A 16,934-nucleotide genomic window follows, 5' to 3' on the forward strand; every position below is an offset into this window, starting at 1 on the left:
TAAGTTCACTGCATCCTGCAGTAACGTCTGTGTGATCTGCATCATGCAGACCTTAGTTTGACTGACTACGCACATCGCTGTGCGATTTATTTAAAACTTTGAATTAACAGGTACGTTTTGTCTTGTTTAGTTTTCAAAGAACTTTGTCCATCGCTCTTGAAGCGACTTAATTATTATAACATCTCAGTGTCAGTATCGTCAATAACTTTTTAAAATTTCTTTTTCGAGAATTCGTTTCGTCATCAGCGACGTATATTAGAATACCACCCATGATCCAACATGTCAACAATAATCGACAAATTAAATGATGAAGCGTTTAATGACTATTAAAGCCGCAATTCCGGGAATTCCCAGAATCCCGCTGATGCCCGTTGTAATCAGGTTAACAGGGATATGAATACCGAGACTGCCCCCGAACAAGTTCACACCCACCAACAGAATCGCGCCGGCAATAAACTTAATGGCAGTCACACCAATCCACCTTAACGGTTTTGAAGATACTCCCCATAAAAAAAGCAAAGCAACCAGACCGACAATCAAACCGATAATGAAAAAAGGCTCCATGAATCTTCCCCCTCGCTTGTTTAGTACAAGCTTATGAGAAGATTCCGGAGAATAGACCTCTTACTTCCATCTGCTCATTTTCAAATTCCGCTGCTTCGCTTCTTTCAAATAAAAAAAGTACTTAGATTCAGCGACTTTCAGCTCAAACAACACTTCAGCGGAGGGCTCTAGACTTTTCTCGACCAGACTCTTCTGTCTGTTCCATTCTTCTTTTTGTTTAAAGAGCTGTTCTATCAGCTTCTCGTCAAACTCTTTTCTTAATGTATTTCTGCGAAGAAAACCCATGCCTTGCCTTTTCCTCCCTTACAATTCACGTCTTCCTTCAAGAGCTTTTGAAAGAGTGACCTCATCAGCATATTCCAAATCACCGCCGACGGGCAGACCGTGGGCAATACGGGAGAGCTTGATGCCTGAGGGCTTTAACAGCCTTGATATATACATCGCTGTTGCTTCCCCTTCAATATTAGGGTTGGTTGCGAGAATAACTTCTGTCACTTGATCATCCTGAAGACGTTTCAGCAGCTCCGGAATCTTAATATCCTCCGGGCCGATGCCGTCCATTGGTGAAATCGCGCCGTGAAGAACATGATACTGGCCGTTATATTCCTTCATTTTCTCCATTGCGATCACATCCTTAGGGTCCTGCACGACACAAATAACAGACTTATCCCTTCTTGTGTCCTCACATATATAACAAGGGTCCTGATCTGTAATATGTCCGCAAATCGAGCAATATGTCAGATTCCGCTTCGCATTGACAAGCGCCTTAGCAAAATCCAATACTGTGTCTTCTTTCATACCTAGAACAAAAAAAGCCAGACGAACCGCTGTTTTCGGTCCGATCCCTGGCAATTTCATAAAGCTGTCAATCAGCTTTGATATTGGTTCAGGATACTGCATGTTTATTTATCCCCCTAGAATAAACCCGGTATGTTCATTCCTTTTGTAAATTGTCCCATTGTCTCATTCGTCATGTCATCCACTTTTTTGAGGGCGTCGTTTGTCGCAGCAAGAACCAGGTCCTGAAGCATTTCGATATCTTCCGGATCAACAACTTCTTCTTTAATGGCAACGTCTACAACTTCTTTTTGGCCGTTGACTTTTACAGTCACCATACCGCCGCCCGCTGTGCCTTCAAGCACTTTTTCAGCAAGTTCCTCCTGAGCCTTCGCCATATCCTTTTGCATTTTTTGCATTTGTTTCATCATTTTTTGCATGTTTCCCATTCCGCCACGCATATTCAATCACTCTCTTTCATCTTATTAGTCTTTTATTTCGATTAAATCCGCTCCGACAAGTTTTTTCGCCTCTGCAATCAGCGGATCTTCTTCAGCCGGTTCGTTTGATCCTTCACTTTCCTGCTGGTGATCATTTAAAAATTCTTCTCTTATTTTACCCCATTGTGCTTCCGGAACGCCAATCAAATCCATTCTTTTCCCGAGCATTGATTCGAGAATCTGTTCAAGATTCGTACGGACTCCGTTATTGTCTTCTGCAACCATTTTACAATGGATTTCGTATTTAAATTTAAGCACAAATGCCTTTTGAGCAGCGGCCACCGGTTCACTGTCATTCAAAAGAGCCGCATGAGATACCTTATTCTGCTGTTTCAGGTGTGCCAGCAGCTTGCCCCAGCTGCTTTTAAGCTGTTCAAGATCAGGTCTTGTGGCTTCCTTCAGTATCTCATGAATTCTTCCGACCGGGGCTTTATAATGGCTTTTTCCGCCTTTTTGAGGACGCGGAGCTTCTTTCGGAGCGCTTTCCATCTGAACCTTCACACCGGAGGTTTTCAGCCTTTCCACTTCCTGCTCAAGCTGCTGGATCTTATTCATCAGCATGCCGACCTCAGGGATGTCTCCGGCGGATTGCTGTGCCGTCTGGCATATTTTCACGACAGCCACTTCAAAAAAGATTCTTGGGTGGTTCGTCCACTTCATTTCCTGATGGCTTTTATTCAGGATATCAATCATCTCATATAAAGCGGGGGCCGGTATGTCACCGCTTAGATTCCGAAACGTTTCATCGACCTTCACCTTCTCCAGGACTCCTTCTAAACCGGGAGCGGCCTGGTACAAGAGCATATCCCTGAAATAGAAAATCATATCTTCAATCAGTTTGGCCGCATCTTTCCCCTGCTGGAGCAATTCATTCAGTGTTTCCAATGCCTCGGAAACCTGTTTGCGGTGAAGAGCAGATGCCAGTTTTCCAATATAGTGCTGAGAAACGGCTCCGGTAATGAGCAATGCGTCATCCACCGACAGCTCCTCGCCGCTGAATGATACAGCTTGATCGAGCAGGCTCAGCGCGTCCCTCATTCCTCCGTCCGCAGCACTCGCTATGATATCAAGGGCTCCTTCTTCCACCTTCAGCTGCTCTGCATCGACGATTGTCTTCATTCGTCCGACAATTGCTTTGGATGTAATCCGTTTGAAGTCAAAACGCTGACATCTGGAGATAATGGTTAAAGGAATCTTATGAGGCTCAGTCGTAGCTAATATGAAAATGCAATGTGCCGGCGGTTCTTCCAGCGTTTTCAGAAGCGCATTGAATGCGCCGATAGAGAGCATATGCACCTCATCTATAATATATACCTTGTAAGTAACGGCCGACGGGGCGAATTTTACTTTGTCACGGATGTCGCGGATTTCGTCTACGCCGTTATTCGACGCCGCATCTATTTCAATCACATCTGATATAGAGCCATTTGTGATCCCCTTGCACGCCGCGCACTCATTGCACGGTTCTTCTACAGGGGCGTGCTCACAGTTGACTGCTTTCGCAAATATTTTAGCTGCACTGGTTTTTCCCGTTCCCCGCGGTCCAGAAAACAGATATGCATGAGAAAATTTCTTTTGCAAAAGGGCATTTTGCAGCGTTTTCGTAATGTGTTCCTGTCCGACCACATCTTCAAACTGCTGAGGCCTAAATACTCGATATAAAGCTTGGTAACCCACAGGATGCGCCCTCCTCTGTTATTCATCATGTTTATTATACATGAACGTGCTTTTAACGCCAAAACCCGTTTTTCATATACGAAAAAACTCACCTGCCATAAACAGGTGAGTCTGAAATTTGATGATTGATTTACCGTGCACCTTCTGTCGATTCGCTACCCTAAGCGTTACTTAAGCAGTTAGCTCAGCCCAGGCAACCCTGCGGCACATGAGAGGTTTCACTTAATGCTGCTTCCTTCCGGACCTGACATGGTTCATGAATTCCCATTGCGCAGGACCCAGACGTCAACGCCACTTACTTAAGGCAGACCTTACAGTAAACGAACCTCGAGAAGGGATTCGGCCCCGCTAGAGCGGATTGCGGGTACAGGGCACCGCTACCTCCCCGCTTAGCACGGCAAAATAAATATCAAATTTTGATATGCGCACCATTCATGATGCACACATAAGTATATCTGCTTCAGGCAGAAAATGCAACCGTACTACTCAGACAACTTTTTCCTCATGTCTTTCTTTTGCCGGCGCAGCTTTCTGAAAAAAGCGCTGAGCATTTCTCCGCACTCTTCTCCGAGTACTCCGCTCACCACTTCCGCTTGGTGGTTGAACCGCTCTTCCTGCAAGAGGTTCATCAGCGTTCCTGTACAGCCCCCCTTGGGATCAAATGCGCCGAATACGACCTTATCGACTCTCGAAAGCACGACGGCTCCCGCGCACATCGGACACGGCTCCAAAGTGACATAAAGAACGGCATCCTCAAGTCTCCATGTCCCCAGCTTACGGCACGCTTCGTCTATCGCCAGCATTTCGGCGTGGGCAAGCGACCTCTGTTCAGTCTCCCGCAGATTATGCGCCCGCGCCACGATCTCATCGTGCAGAACAAGAACTGCTCCGATCGGCACTTCACCTTTCGCTTCGGCTTTCTTCGCTTCTTTTATGGCTTCTCTCATACAATATTCATCATTCATAGGTTCGAGCTCTCTTCTTAAGTTTTTTCATGTCTCATAAAGGTTAAAATAGGAATACCCCAGCAGAAAGGAGTTGCCGGTATTGTCTGAACCTAACAACACAGCCCTTCTGATTGTCGATATGATCAACAATTTTCAATTTGATATGGGCGAACGTCTTGCTGAAAAAACCAAACAAATTGTCCCCCGTATTTTATCATTAAAGAAGCATGCAAAACAAAGCAACTGGCCGATTATTTATATTAATGATCATTACGGGCTCTGGAAGGCTGATATTGATGCCATCAGGGAGGAATGCAGCAACGACAGAAGCGCCTCCATTATAAAAGATATTTCGCCTCAGCCGGATGATTATTTTCTCATTAAACCGAAGCATTCCGCTTTTTACGAAACGGCGCTTCACACCCTTCTGACCGAATTACAAGTGAACCGATTAATCATCACGGGGATTGCCGGAAACATTTGTGTGCTGTTCACGGCCAACGACGCCTATATGAGAGAATACAGCATTGCCATTCCGAAAGACTGCACCGCTTCCAATAACGACGAAGACAATGATTTCGCTTTGACCATGATGGAGAATGTTCTCTTCGCAGAAATAACCACGGAAAAACAAATTACCGCCGAAAAATAAACATGATCAGCCTCCTTTTTTCATATATTTGATAGCGGATATGAAAGGAGGCGTTTTTCATTCAGATCTATATAGTGAAACGGGGCGACACGCTTTCCGCTATTGCGGCGCGCTACCGGACAGCCGCAAATGTCATTGCGGAAGCAAATAAACTGCCTAATCCCAATACATTGGTTGTCGGACAAACCCTTGTCATCCCGATTGAGGGTCAATATTACGAAGTAAAACAAGGTGATACTCTCGCGTCAATCGCCGGCCGTTTTCATATATCGGCCGCGGAGCTTGCGAGGGTGAACGGAATTCAGCCCGGCACCACATTGAGAGTCGGAACCCGCCTTTACATTCCGCAGCAGGCGAATAAGCCCGATATCGAATCAAACGCATATATAGAACCGCGGGGAACGAGCGTAAGCGCTAATCTGCAGCAGGCGGCAAGGGAGGCCTCTCCTTATTTAACATACCTCGGCGCATTCAGTTTTCAAGTGCAGCGGAACGGGACTTTAAAGGAACCGCCTCTGACCAATTTAAAAAGCATCAGTGACAGGCACAACACCACACTGATGATGATCATCACCAACCTTGAAAATGACGCATTCAGCGATGAACTCGGGCGGCTCATCTTGAATGACAATACAGTGAAAACAAAACTCTTTCAGGAAATCGTCTCCACGGCTAAAAAGTACGGCTTTCGCGATATTCACTTTGATTTCGAATATTTACGTCCACAGGACAGGGAAGCTTACAATCGCTTTTTACGTGAAGCGAGAACGATTTTTCATCGGGAAGGCTGGAAGATTTCAACGGCGCTTGCTCCGAAAACGAGCGCGACTCAGGCCGGCAAATGGTACGAAGCTCATGACTATAGGGCACATGGAGAAATCGTCGATTTCGTCGTGATTATGACATATGAGTGGGGGTACAGCGGAGGCCCGGCTCAGGCCGTATCACCTATCGGCCCTGTAAGAAATGTCATTGAGTACGCGCTGACGGAAATGCCTTCTTCAAAAATCGTCATGGGCCAGAATATGTACGGCTATGATTGGACACTGCCTTTCAAACAGGGAACGACAGCGAAAGCCGTCAGTCCTCAGCAGGCAATCGCTCTGGCAGCACGCTATAAAGTCGACATTCAATATGACGAAACCGCCCAGGCTCCCTTCTTCCGATACACGGATGCAAATCAGAAACGGCATGAAGTATGGTTTGAAGACGCACGATCCATTCAAGCGAAATTCAATTTAATTAAAGAACTTCATTTAAGAGGAATCAGCTATTGGAAACTCGGCCTTTCTTTCCCGCAAAACTGGCTTTTGCTCGGCGATCAATTTCATATTGTAAAAGAGACGTTTCGTTAATTGGAAGCGTCTTTTTTCATGGGCTTTTCTGTGAGTGTGATACAATATAAAGGCCGGCAGCTGACGGATGTTTGCAGAATTAAGGAGGATTTTCAATGAACAGAGCCCCTTTTATCGCGGTAGAAGGTCCTATCGGGGCAGGAAAAACGACACTCGCTACGATGCTTTCTGAAGAGCTCGGTTTTCCTATGATTAATGAGATTGTGGAAGACAACCCTTATCTCGATAAGTTTTATGACAATATCGAGGAGTGGAGTTTCCAGCTTGAAATGTTTTTTCTATGTCACAGGTATAAACAGCTTGAAGACACCGATCGAGATTATTTAAAACAAGGACAGCCCGTTTTGTCCGATTATCATATTTATAAAAATGTTATTTTCGCAGAGCGTACATTGCACGGCCAAAAGCTTGAGAAATATAAGCAGATCTATCATCTGCTCACTCACGACCTGCCGAAGCCGAATATCATTGTATACATAAAGGCAAGCCTGCCGACATTGCTTCAACGCATTGAAAAACGCGGGCGCCCGTTTGAGAAAAATATCGAACATCAATATCTGGAACATCTCATTGCAGATTACGACACAGCCATCAGACAGCTTCAAGAAGAAGATCCGGATATATCTGTACTGACCATTGACGGTGATACTGAAGACTTTGTTTTGAATAAGACAGACTATGAAAGAATTGCCCGTCAGGTAAAGGAGCTAATTAAATGAAAGACATTCATATTCCAAACAATGCCATTATAACAGTAGCAGGAACGGTAGGAGTCGGAAAATCGACTTTGACCAAAGCTTTAGCAAAACGGCTCGGGTTTCATACCTCACTTGAGGAAGTGGATGAAAACCCTTATTTAGAGAAGTTTTATCACGATTTTGAACGCTGGAGCTTCCATTTGCAAATTTATTTTCTGGCTGAGCGGTTCAAAGAGCAGAAAAACATGTTTGAATCAGGCGGCGGATTCGTGCAGGACCGTTCGATTTATGAAGATACAGGCATATTCGCAAAAATGCATGCGGATAAAGGAACCATGTCGCTGACAGATTACACAACATACACAAGCCTATTTGAGGCGATGGTCATGACGCCGTATTTCCCGCATCCTGATGTTTTGATCTACTTAGAAGGCGACCTTGAATACATTATAAGCCGGATTGAAAAGCGGGGCCGCGAGATGGAGCTGCAGACAAACCGCTCTTATTGGGAAGAGATGTATACACGGTACGAAGACTGGATCAGCGGTTTTAACGCCTGCCCTGTGCTGAAAGTACGCATTGAAGATTATGACCTTGAAGCTGATGAACAGTCACTGGAACCTTTGATCGAAAAAATCAGTCACGTGATCAACGAAAACAGAAACAAATAAAAATAGCAAAGCGATTTTCCCCGAACAGAGAAAATCGCTTTTTTTGCATATAAAAAATCCGCTGCATCACATGCAGCGGACAAAACAATCTCCAATATATGCTCGAGTTTCATTAGGTTTAAAATCAATATGGCGGAGGAAGAGGGATTCGAACCCCCGCGGGCTTTGACACCCCTGTCGGTTTTCAAGACCGATCCCTTCAGCCAGACTTGGGTATTCCTCCGTATCGACATTTAATAATATACCACATGACCCAAATTTCAGTCAAGCGCTTTTTCATATTTTTTATTTCATTTCTTAAACAGCTTTTCCGTCAGCTTTACTATCATACAAAAGTCTTGCGTCCAATTCAACCTCAGTATGCCATACGGGCAGGAAAACACAGTAAAAATCAAGAATAGATTCAAACAGATAATCTGCTCATAAAGGTGGAGAACATAGTGAAAATCATCATTGCACCCGATTCTTTCAAAGAAAGCATGACATCAAAAGAAGCAGCTGACAGCATAGAAAAAGGATTCAAAGCGGTCTTCCCTGACGCGGAATATACCAAGATACCCGCAGCTGACGGCGGAGAAGGAACCGTTCAGGCTTTGACGGATGCTACTGGCGGAAGCATCATCAAAAAAACTGTGACCGGTCCGCTGGGAACGCCGGTAAACGCCGCATATGGACTTCTGGGAGACGGACGCACGGCAGTCATTGAAATGGCGGAAGCATCGGGTCTCCATCTCGTTCCCCGCCACCTCAGAGATCCGTTGAACACAACGACAAGAGGAACGGGTGAACTAATAGCAGATGCAGCCTCCCGCGGGGCGAGTGAGATCATCATCGGGCTTGGCGGGAGTGCAACCAATGACGGCGGAACAGGAATGGCGAGCGCGCTCGGTGTGCGTTTCTTAAATGAGGAAGGTCAGGAGATACCTGACGGCGGAGGCGCTCTGCACACCCTAGCTTCTATTGATATAAGCGGGCTCTCCCCTGATCTGAAACATATCCGTTTTCGTGCCGCATGTGATGTCGAAAATCCCCTGACCGGTGAAAACGGCGCGTCATATGTCTTCGGCCCGCAAAAAGGGGCGTCCGAGAAGACTAAAGTTGTATTGGATCGCAATTTACGCCATTTCGCTGACGTATTGAGGCGTCAGCACGATATCGAAGCGGATACCGTAAAAGGCGCGGGCGCCGCAGGTGGGCTGGGCGCTGGACTGATCGCTTTCTTACAGGCAGAACTTCAAAGCGGGATTGACGTTGTATTAGATACACTGTCCTTCTCAGATCAGATAAGAGATGCTGACCTTGTCATTACCGGAGAGGGCCAGATTGACGGACAAACGATATTCGGCAAAACCCCCGCCGGGATCGCCGCACGCGCAGCTGCTCAAGAAATTCCCGTTATCGCATTGGCGGGCTCCTTAGGCGAAAATTTCGAGCATGTTTACAGCGCAGGAATAACAGCTGTATTTTCTATCGTGCCCGGTGCTGTAAGTCTTGAAGACGCCTTAGCATCCGGCTGTTTTAACCTGGAAAGCACAGCTCGGAATGCCGCCGCTCTATACTGGGCAGCAAAAAAGGCGCGCCTCTAGGGCGCACCTTTTTATGGTTTGATGACTTCTTTATTTCCCATATAAGGACGAAGCACTTTCGGAATGATGACACTTCCGTCTTCCTGCTGGTAGTTTTCCAAGATGGCAGCTACTGTTCTGCCGACTGCAAGACCTGAACCGTTTAATGTATGCACATGCTCCGGCTTGCCTTTCGCTTCGCGTCTGAATCGAATGTTCGCACGTCTTGCCTGGAAGGCCTCAAAGTTGCTGCAAGAAGAAATTTCACGATATGTGTCTTGGCTTGGAATCCAAACCTCAATATCGTACTTTTTCGCAGCTGTAAAGCCGAGATCACCGGTACACATGCTCATGACACGATACGGCAATTCAAGCAGCTGAAGCACCCGCTCAGCTTGATTTGTCAGTTTTTCAAGCTCCTCATAAGAATCTTCCGGCTTCACGAACTTTACAAGCTCAACCTTGTTGAACTGATGCTGACGGATCAAACCGCGTGTATCACGGCCGGCGGATCCCGCTTCTGAACGGAAGCAGGCGCTGAACGCGGCATAATTGATCGGCAGGTTCTCACCGGATAAGATTTCATCGCGGTGCATATTTGTAATCGGCACTTCCGCCGTCGGAATTAAGAAATAATCCTCTTCTCTGATTTTAAAAGCATCCTCTTCAAATTTAGGAAGCTGTCCCGTACCTGTCATGCTCGTACGGTTTACCATATAAGGAGGAATGACTTCCGTGTAATCATATTCATCAACGTGAAGATCCAGCATAAAGTTGTAGAGCGCGCGTTCGAGGCGTGCGCCTAATCCTTTATAAAACACAAACCGGCTTCCTGTTACTTTTGAAGCGCGTTCGAAATCAAGAATGTTTAAGCGGTCTGCGATATCCCAATGCGGTTTCGGCTCATATGAAAATGCCGGCGCCTCTCCCCACTTGCGAATTTCAATGTTATCATCTTCCGTTTCTCCGACGGGCACTGAATCGTGCGGGATGTTCGGAATAGACAGAAGGATGGTTTCGAGCGTCGTTTCGACAGTACGAAGCTCTTCATCAAGCTTCTTAATTTCTTCGCCTACTTCACGCATCTCTTTAATAATATGATCAGCGTCTTTTTTCTCCCGTTTCAAAACGGCGACCTGCTGAGACACTTCATTGCGTTTTCCCTTCAGTTCTTCTACTTTACCGATAAGCTCTCTTCTCTTTTCATCCAGCTCTTCAAACTTGTCAAAGTCAGATAAGTCTTCGCCTTTTGGAATGAGCTTCGCTTTTACCTCTTGAAAATTGGCTCTCAGCACCTTCGTATCAATCATGCCTAACAACTCCTATCTGTTTTTATCGAAAATAAAAAAGAGCCCTCATCCCCTAAAAGGGACGAGAGCTCTCGCGTTGCCACCCTGATTGAAAACAAGCTCACACTTGCTTTCCGCTTTAACACATAACGGTTTTCCCGTAAATGCCTACTTGTTTTCAGCATTTCGCTCAAGGACGGATTCGGACAGCATCTTTCACCGATTCGCACCACCCATCGGCTCTCTTTGAAAGAGGGGCTCCCTACTGCTTCCTGTCAACGCTTTTCGATCTTTATTTGTGTTTATAATGTACTATAAGTATCAGCGGTTTTCAACTGTTTTATACAGCTGTTTCCTGCTTATGCTTTTCCGCCATCTTCACAAACAGCTCTGTCACCCGGTGATCATCCGTCAGTTCAGGATGGAACGAGCAGCCGAGGAAATTTCCCTGCTTTGCAGCCACGATGCGTCCGTTATGCTCACAAAGCACTTCAACATCTTCTCCGGCTTCTAAAATATGCGGCGCGCGAATAAATACACCCGTAAACGGCTCATCAAGGCCTTTAATCGTCAGATCAGCTTCAAAGCTGTCGACCTGACGGCCAAAGGAATTACGCTCGACAACAACGTTCAACAGCCCTAAATGAGCGTTATCCGTTCCCGCTATCTCTTTGGCTAAGATAATCAGACCGGCGCATGTGCCGAACATCGGCTTGCCTTGGGCGGCAAACTCGCGAAGCGGCTCCATAAAATGATACGTATCCATTAAACGCCGCATTGTCGTGCTTTCCCCGCCCGGCAGGATTAAGCCGTCGATGTCATTCAGCTGTTCAGGACGCTTAATGACGACACCTTTTGAACCACATGCTTCAATTGAACGAATATGTTCTCTTACTGCTCCTTGAAGTCCAAGTACACCAATTGTTAACATGCTTCCAGCTCTCCTATGGTTTTACCAGCCGCGTTCTTGCATACGCTGTTCCGGCAATAGATTTGAGATTTCGATTCCTTTCATTGCTGTGCCTAATTCTTTAGAAAGCTCAGCGATCAGTTTGTAGTCTGTGTAATGAGTCGTTGCTTCAACAATTGCTTTGGCGAATTTAGCAGGGTTGTCTGATTTGAAAATACCTGAACCGACAAATACGCCGTCAGCGCCAAGCTGCATCATCAATGCCGCGTCAGCAGGCGTCGCTACTCCGCCGGCAGCAAAGTTCACTACAGGCAGTTTGCCGTCACGTTTGATTTGAAGAAGCAGTTCATAAGGAGCGCCGAGGTTTTTAGCTTCAGTCATCAGCTCATCATCGCTCATCGCAACAACTTTGCGCACTTGCGCGTTTACTTTTCTCATATGGCGGACAGCTTCCACAATGTTTCCTGTTCCCGGTTCGCCTTTTGTACGAAGCATGGAAGCTCCTTCGGCGATACGACGAGTTGCTTCGCCGAGATCACGGCAGCCGCATACGAACGGGACTGTATATTCATTTTTATTTAAATGAAATTCTTCGTCAGCCGGAGTCAGAACTTCACTTTCATCGATGTAATCTACCCCCATTGCTTCAAGGACACGCGCTTCAACGATATGTCCGATACGCGCTTTTGCCATTACGGGAATGGATACAGCATTCATTACTTCTTCAACGATTGTCGGATCAGCCATGCGGGCAACACCGCCGGCAGCGCGAATATCAGCCGGAACGCGTTCTAACGCCATTACGGCAACAGCTCCCGCCTCTTCCGCAATCTTCGCTTGTTCAGCATTTACAACGTCCATGATGACGCCGCCTTTTTGCATTTCCGCCATGCCGCGTTTTACACGATCAGTACCTGTTTGAGCCATTATTTGGTCCCCCTAGTCAATGTATAGTTAGATAATGTCTATCTCTTATTGTATCCCAGAAATACAATATTTCATATGGGTATTCTTATTTTACAGCGAGATGAATAAGATAGATATCATTTTTTTACTAATAATTTGGTTTTTTCAGTATATTAAGCAAAAGAGCCCTAACTTTCATCAGAGCTCTTTCTTATTTCTTAAAACCAGCCTGTTACCGTGTCAACGGCGCTGTTCCAGATACCGGAGAAGAATCCGCCGATGCCGCGCATCATCTGAACAAACCAGTTTGCTTTATCTACATCATTTTTCGTTACAAGATTCACGCTGAACTCTTTGGATTTGAGGAAGCCATAGTCTTTGTCACTGCCTTTGTATGTAACTGTCAGCGTTCCGACTTTCGTTCCCTTTTTCACAGGAGCCGTGATTTCTTTTTTATCTATATTCACTTCGGCTTTATAGTTCTTTTCATCCCCGCTTTTCACAGGAATAGAAAGCGCCTTGTCAGTAACAATATCAACTTGCTCGTCTTTCCCTTTTTCAACGTCAACCGTTTTGTGCCCTTTTACTTGAGAGCCTTCAGGGTAAAGATCTTTCATTGAGAAATTGCTGTTAAATGCGTAATCGAGCATTTTTTTCGTTTCATCAAAACGTCCGGTATGCAGGTTGCCTTTTGCGTTTAATACAACGGTGATGACCCGCATTCCGTTCCGCTGTGCTGTGCTTGTAAAACAAGATCCCGCAGAATCAGTAGAACCCGTTTTTAAGCCGTCAACGCCAGGGTATTCAGAAACAAGACCTTTTAACATGAAGTTCCAGTTCGGCATGTCCATTTCATCATCAGTGCCGGCTCTGAATTTTGTTTTAGCGATGCTTGTTGTTTTGAGAACTTCCGGATAATCAGTGATCAGGCGGTCTGCAAGAAGCGCCATGTCTTTAGCAGAAACTTCACTCTCTTCTTTAACGCCTTCTCCTTGCGGCTGCTTGCCGTGAAGGTCTTCATTCACAAGCCCTGTGGCATTTTTAAAATCATAGTTTGTCATGCCTAATTCTTTGGCTTTCGCATTCATTTCAGCGACAAATTTCGTTTCAGTTCCGGCAAGAATTTCGGCAACTGCAATCGCGGCTCCGTTAGCAGAGTAAATCGCCATGGCCTGATACAGTTCTTTAACCGTGTATTTGCCGTCTTTTCGAAGGGGGACGTTTGATAAACTGTTGTCTTGAGAAATTTCATAGACATAATCATCAGGAGTATACGTTTGATCCCATTTCACTTTTCCTTCTTTAATGGCTTCCAGAAGCAGATATTCAGTCATCATTTTTGTCATGCTGGCAATCGGCAGTCTTTTGTCTGCATTTTTACTGTATAAAATTTTTCCCGATGAAGCCTCAATCATTATCGCAGCTGATGCGTTGACATCAATCGGGTCATTGCCGGCTGCCTCCGCTTTAGACATCGGAACAAAGCAAGTTGCGGCCAGTGCCAGTACCACTAATGACACCAACAGCTGTTTCCATTTCGTGATGTTCAATCTTACGACCTCCGTCATTCATTTTAAATCTATAATTAAGCCGTTAAGGACATATTCAAATTCAACACACAACAGTATAAATTTTATCACACTCGATATAAAAAAAATAGACAGAGTCAGCGACCCTGTCAAATGTTTTTTATTTGTAACAATTATGAGATTGTGTAGTTTGGTGATTCTTTCGTAATTTGGACATCATGCGGATGACTTTCACGAAGACCGGCACCTGTCATACGGATGAATTGAGCCTCTTCTCTTAAAGCGCGCAAGTCTTTTGAACCGCAATATCCCATACCTGAACGAAGACCGCCGACAAGCTGATACACTGTTTCTTCTACAGGACCTTTGTACGGAGTCCGTCCTTCGATACCTTCAGGGACGAATTTCTTATTTTCTTCTTGGAAATATCGGTCTTTACTGCCTTTTTCCATGGCAGCGACAGAACCCATACCGCGATATACTTTAAATCTTCTGCCCTGATAGATTTCAGTCTCTCCCGGGCTTTCTGAAGTACCGGCAAGCAGGCTTCCGAGCATTACGGCATGTCCGCCTGAAGCCAACGCTTTCGTAATATCTCCGGAGAATTTAATACCGCCGTCTGCGATAATTGTCGCGCCGTGTTTTCTCGCTTCAGTGGCACAATCATAAATGGCAGTGATCTGCGGTACGCCTACACCTGCAACGACCCGTGTCGTACAGATAGAACCAGGCCCGATTCCCACTTTGACAATATTTGCTCCGGCTTCAATCAGAGCTTTTGTCGCTTCAGCCGTTGCAACATTTCCTGCGATAATGTTCAGTTCAGGATATGTTTCACGGATTTTCGCAACTGTGTTCAGTACGCCTCTGGAATGTCCGTGAGCCGTATCAACCACGATAACGTCGACATTCGCTTCAACAAGCTTGCTGACGCGTGTCATTGTATCGCCTGTCACGCCTACCGCAGCGCCGACAATAAGGCGTCCATGTTCATCTTTAGATGAATTCGGGAATTCGATAACCTTTTCAATATCTTTGATCGTGATAAGACCTTTTAATTTGTTTTGGTCATCCACTAAAGGAAGTTTTTCAATTTTATGTTTCTGTAAGATTTTTTCTGCTTCGTCTAATGTGGTTCCCACAGGAGCCGTAACCAGCTCTTCTTTTGTCATGACATCACTGATTTTCATTGAATAATCAGAGATAAAGCGAAGATCACGGTTTGTAATGATACCGACAAGCTTTTGATCGTCTTTATTATCTACGATCGGAACACCGGAAATTCTGTATTTCCCCATCAAATGCTCCGCATCGAATACTTGATGATCAGGTGTTAAAAAGAAGGGATTTGTAATAACGCCCCGTTCAGAACGTTTGACTTTGTCAACATGTTCAGCCTGCTGTTCGATGGACATGTTCTTATGGATAATGCCTAAGCCGCCCTGTCTGGCCATCGCAATCGCCATAGCTGATTCTGTTACTGTATCCATTCCCGCACTGATGACAGGAATATTAAGCTTTAACGTTTTTGTCAGTTCAACAGATAAATCCACATCACGCGGAAGTACGTCTGATTGAGCCGGTACGAGCAGTACATCATCGAACGTTAAGCCTTCTTTTGAAAATTTACTTTCCCACATTAGTAAATCCCCCTCTTTTCGGCAAAATATTATATGTAGATTATCAACTAGAAAACAGCATGTCAAGGAAGCGAAAAAGAGTTGAAATATTTAGATAAAGGAAAGGGTTTAAAAATACATATGAGAGATCATGAGTGGAAAGAGTTATCCTTATTTTATTCCGTAGAATCTTCCCAAAAATTTCTAAACAAAGTCTATACAGAAAGCGGCATGGAAGAACCAAAACGATATGCGTTTAAGAACAGTGAGCGCTTCATATTCTTTATCAAACACGCCGAGTCCTTCTATAAGCAGGCATCTCTTTCACCTTTAGAAATTAAGCCTATTCTGTTGTTTTACGGGATGTCACAATTGCTGAAAGCCTGCCTTCTGACCACAGATCCAAGCTATCCAAGCCACGCTTCAGTACTCGCACATGGCGTGACTGCCCGGAAACGCAAAAAGCAAAATTACTCCTTTAGGGATGATGAAGTGAAGGTGCAGCGCAATGGCTTATGTATTCATGTAATGAAGCACTTATTCGGAATAGCTGGTCTTGAGGAAGAACGGTACACAATGAAGAAATTGCTGACAGCCATACCTGAATTGCATACTGTCTTTTACTTCCAAGAGAAAAAGAATTGGCTGACCCAAGTAGAGCTGAAAGATGACCTTATTTCAGTGCCTGAGCATGCGGTGATTCATTACAATATGTCTGATTCCCGCTTTGCTGAATATATCAGCCATCATTTGAAATGGTCTTTTCTGAGGAAAGACCATAACCACTTGGTTTTTGAGGCTGACCCGATAGAAAGAGAACCTTGGTCTTCTCCAAATTTATTGTTTCACTTGGAGAAAAATCAATATTACATTCCCTCTCAGCGTGATCACTTCCTGCATCTTCCGGAAATGATTATTCATTATTTGGTCCTCTACAATATCGGGATGATTGCAAGATATGAAACGGAGTGGTGGTATGAACTGCTGACACAGCATGTCAGTGATGATTATGTGATGATCCGCCGGTTCTTAGAGGTAACGGAACGCAAATTTCCGTATTACGTTTCTAATTTCCTGAAGCAATACTTATAAATAAAAAAGGCAGCTCATGATGAGCTGCCTTTACCGTAATGATAGCTTGGCGGCGTCCTACTCTCACAGGGGGAAACCCCCGACTACCATCGGCGCTGAAGAGCTTAACTTCCGTGTTCGGCATGGGAACGGGTGTGACCTCTTCGCTATCGCCACCAAACCATTGAGAGTGTTCTCTCAAAA

The 16,934-nt window shown here is 45.2% G+C and carries 17 protein-coding genes, 1 tRNA gene, 1 rRNA gene, 1 other RNA gene and 1 other annotated feature; of the genes, 6 read left to right on the top strand and 14 right to left on the bottom strand.

Annotated elements, in window-relative coordinates:
- Positions 1 to 300 precede the first annotated feature (300 nt).
- From ACWJJX_RS19050 to tadA, 7 genes are all read right to left on the bottom strand, one after another.
- The gene (locus tag ACWJJX_RS19050; protein WP_003150686.1) at positions 301 to 564 is read right to left on the bottom strand and encodes a pro-sigmaK processing inhibitor BofA family protein; all 264 of its coding nucleotides are present in this window, start codon (positions 562 to 564) and stop codon (positions 301 to 303) included.
- A 60-nt stretch (positions 565 to 624) separates the two neighbouring features.
- Complete coding sequence (locus ACWJJX_RS19055) at positions 625 to 849, bottom strand: YaaL family protein (RefSeq protein WP_007408755.1); 225 nt, start codon at positions 847 to 849, stop codon at positions 625 to 627.
- Between the two features lie 18 nt (positions 850 to 867).
- Positions 868 to 1,464 carry a recombination protein RecR gene (recR, locus tag ACWJJX_RS19060; protein WP_003150697.1) on the bottom strand — a complete coding sequence of 199 codons (597 nt, stop codon included), beginning with the start codon at positions 1,462 to 1,464 and terminating at the stop codon, positions 868 to 870.
- Positions 1,465 to 1,478: 14 nt separating this feature from the next.
- Positions 1,479 to 1,802 carry a YbaB/EbfC family nucleoid-associated protein gene (locus tag ACWJJX_RS19065; protein WP_003150700.1) on the bottom strand — a complete coding sequence of 108 codons (324 nt, stop codon included), beginning with the start codon at positions 1,800 to 1,802 and terminating at the stop codon, positions 1,479 to 1,481.
- Between the two features lie 24 nt (positions 1,803 to 1,826).
- Complete coding sequence (gene dnaX / locus ACWJJX_RS19070) at positions 1,827 to 3,518, bottom strand: DNA polymerase III subunit gamma/tau (protein WP_003150701.1); 1,692 nt, start codon at positions 3,516 to 3,518, stop codon at positions 1,827 to 1,829.
- 133 nt (positions 3,519 to 3,651) lie between these two features.
- Positions 3,652 to 3,916, bottom strand: an RNA gene (gene ffs / locus ACWJJX_RS19075) — signal recognition particle sRNA large type.
- Positions 3,917 to 4,000: 84 nt separating this feature from the next.
- A complete protein-coding gene (gene tadA, locus ACWJJX_RS19080; protein ID WP_146283883.1) occupies positions 4,001 to 4,483 on the bottom strand; it encodes a tRNA adenosine(34) deaminase TadA in 483 nt (160 codons plus the stop codon).
- Positions 4,484 to 4,565: 82 nt separating this feature from the next.
- Between tadA and ACWJJX_RS19085 the strand changes: the two genes are divergently transcribed.
- From ACWJJX_RS19085 to dck, 4 genes are all read left to right on the top strand, one after another.
- Entirely contained in the window at positions 4,566 to 5,117 is a 552-nt protein-coding gene (locus tag ACWJJX_RS19085; RefSeq protein WP_014304186.1) for a cysteine hydrolase family protein, read from the top strand.
- A 71-nt stretch (positions 5,118 to 5,188) separates the two neighbouring features.
- Positions 5,189 to 6,472: a LysM peptidoglycan-binding domain-containing protein gene (locus ACWJJX_RS19090; RefSeq protein WP_032858525.1), complete on the top strand. Its 1,284-nt coding sequence runs from the start codon at positions 5,189 to 5,191 to the stop codon at positions 6,470 to 6,472.
- A gap of 95 nt (positions 6,473 to 6,567) precedes the next feature.
- Positions 6,568 to 7,191, top strand: a complete 624-nt coding sequence (gene dgk / locus ACWJJX_RS19095; protein ID WP_003150705.1) for a deoxyguanosine kinase — start codon at positions 6,568 to 6,570, stop codon at positions 7,189 to 7,191.
- Positions 7,188 to 7,841, top strand: coding sequence for a deoxyadenosine/deoxycytidine kinase (dck, locus tag ACWJJX_RS19100; RefSeq protein ID WP_015388792.1), 654 nt, complete (start codon positions 7,188 to 7,190; stop codon positions 7,839 to 7,841). The genes dgk and dck overlap by 4 nt, the downstream gene beginning before the upstream one ends.
- 130 nt (positions 7,842 to 7,971) lie before the next feature.
- Here the strand turns inward: dck and ACWJJX_RS19105 are convergent.
- Positions 7,972 to 8,064 (bottom strand) — tRNA-Ser (locus ACWJJX_RS19105).
- 217 nt (positions 8,065 to 8,281) lie between these two features.
- Here ACWJJX_RS19105 and ACWJJX_RS19110 point away from each other — a divergent pair.
- Positions 8,282 to 9,427, top strand: coding sequence for a glycerate kinase (locus ACWJJX_RS19110; RefSeq protein ID WP_454023196.1), 1,146 nt, complete (start codon positions 8,282 to 8,284; stop codon positions 9,425 to 9,427).
- A gap of 11 nt (positions 9,428 to 9,438) precedes the next feature.
- Here the strand turns inward: ACWJJX_RS19110 and serS are convergent, their stop codons facing one another.
- The 5 genes from serS to guaB form a co-directional block, all read right to left on the bottom strand.
- Complete coding sequence (gene serS / locus ACWJJX_RS19115) at positions 9,439 to 10,716, bottom strand: serine--tRNA ligase (protein ID WP_003150709.1); 1,278 nt, start codon at positions 10,714 to 10,716, stop codon at positions 9,439 to 9,441.
- A 54-nt stretch (positions 10,717 to 10,770) separates the two neighbouring features.
- Positions 10,771 to 10,983, bottom strand: a binding site (T-box leader).
- A 52-nt stretch (positions 10,984 to 11,035) separates the two neighbouring features.
- The gene (pdxT, locus tag ACWJJX_RS19120) at positions 11,036 to 11,626 is read right to left on the bottom strand and encodes a pyridoxal 5'-phosphate synthase glutaminase subunit PdxT (RefSeq protein WP_007615126.1); all 591 of its coding nucleotides are present in this window, start codon (positions 11,624 to 11,626) and stop codon (positions 11,036 to 11,038) included.
- A gap of 21 nt (positions 11,627 to 11,647) precedes the next feature.
- Positions 11,648 to 12,532: a pyridoxal 5'-phosphate synthase lyase subunit PdxS gene (gene pdxS / locus ACWJJX_RS19125; protein ID WP_003150714.1), complete on the bottom strand. Its 885-nt coding sequence runs from the start codon at positions 12,530 to 12,532 to the stop codon at positions 11,648 to 11,650.
- A gap of 197 nt (positions 12,533 to 12,729) precedes the next feature.
- Positions 12,730 to 14,061, bottom strand: coding sequence for a D-alanyl-D-alanine carboxypeptidase family protein (locus ACWJJX_RS19130; protein WP_454023197.1), 1,332 nt, complete (start codon positions 14,059 to 14,061; stop codon positions 12,730 to 12,732).
- Positions 14,062 to 14,213: 152 nt separating this feature from the next.
- Positions 14,214 to 15,680 (bottom strand): IMP dehydrogenase, encoded by a 1,467-nt coding sequence (gene guaB, locus ACWJJX_RS19135; protein ID WP_003150717.1) that lies wholly within the window; start codon positions 15,678 to 15,680, stop codon positions 14,214 to 14,216.
- A gap of 120 nt (positions 15,681 to 15,800) precedes the next feature.
- On the opposite strand from guaB, the gene ACWJJX_RS19140 reads away from it, so the two are divergent.
- Complete coding sequence (locus ACWJJX_RS19140; RefSeq protein ID WP_146277434.1) at positions 15,801 to 16,751, top strand: YaaC family protein; 951 nt, start codon at positions 15,801 to 15,803, stop codon at positions 16,749 to 16,751.
- Between the two features lie 44 nt (positions 16,752 to 16,795).
- Here the strand turns inward: ACWJJX_RS19140 and rrf are convergent.
- Positions 16,796 to 16,911, bottom strand: a 5S ribosomal RNA gene (gene rrf / locus ACWJJX_RS19145).
- Positions 16,912 to 16,934: the final 23 nt, after the last annotated feature.

The organism is Bacillus sp. YH3-2-B2 (genome assembly GCF_053663335.1).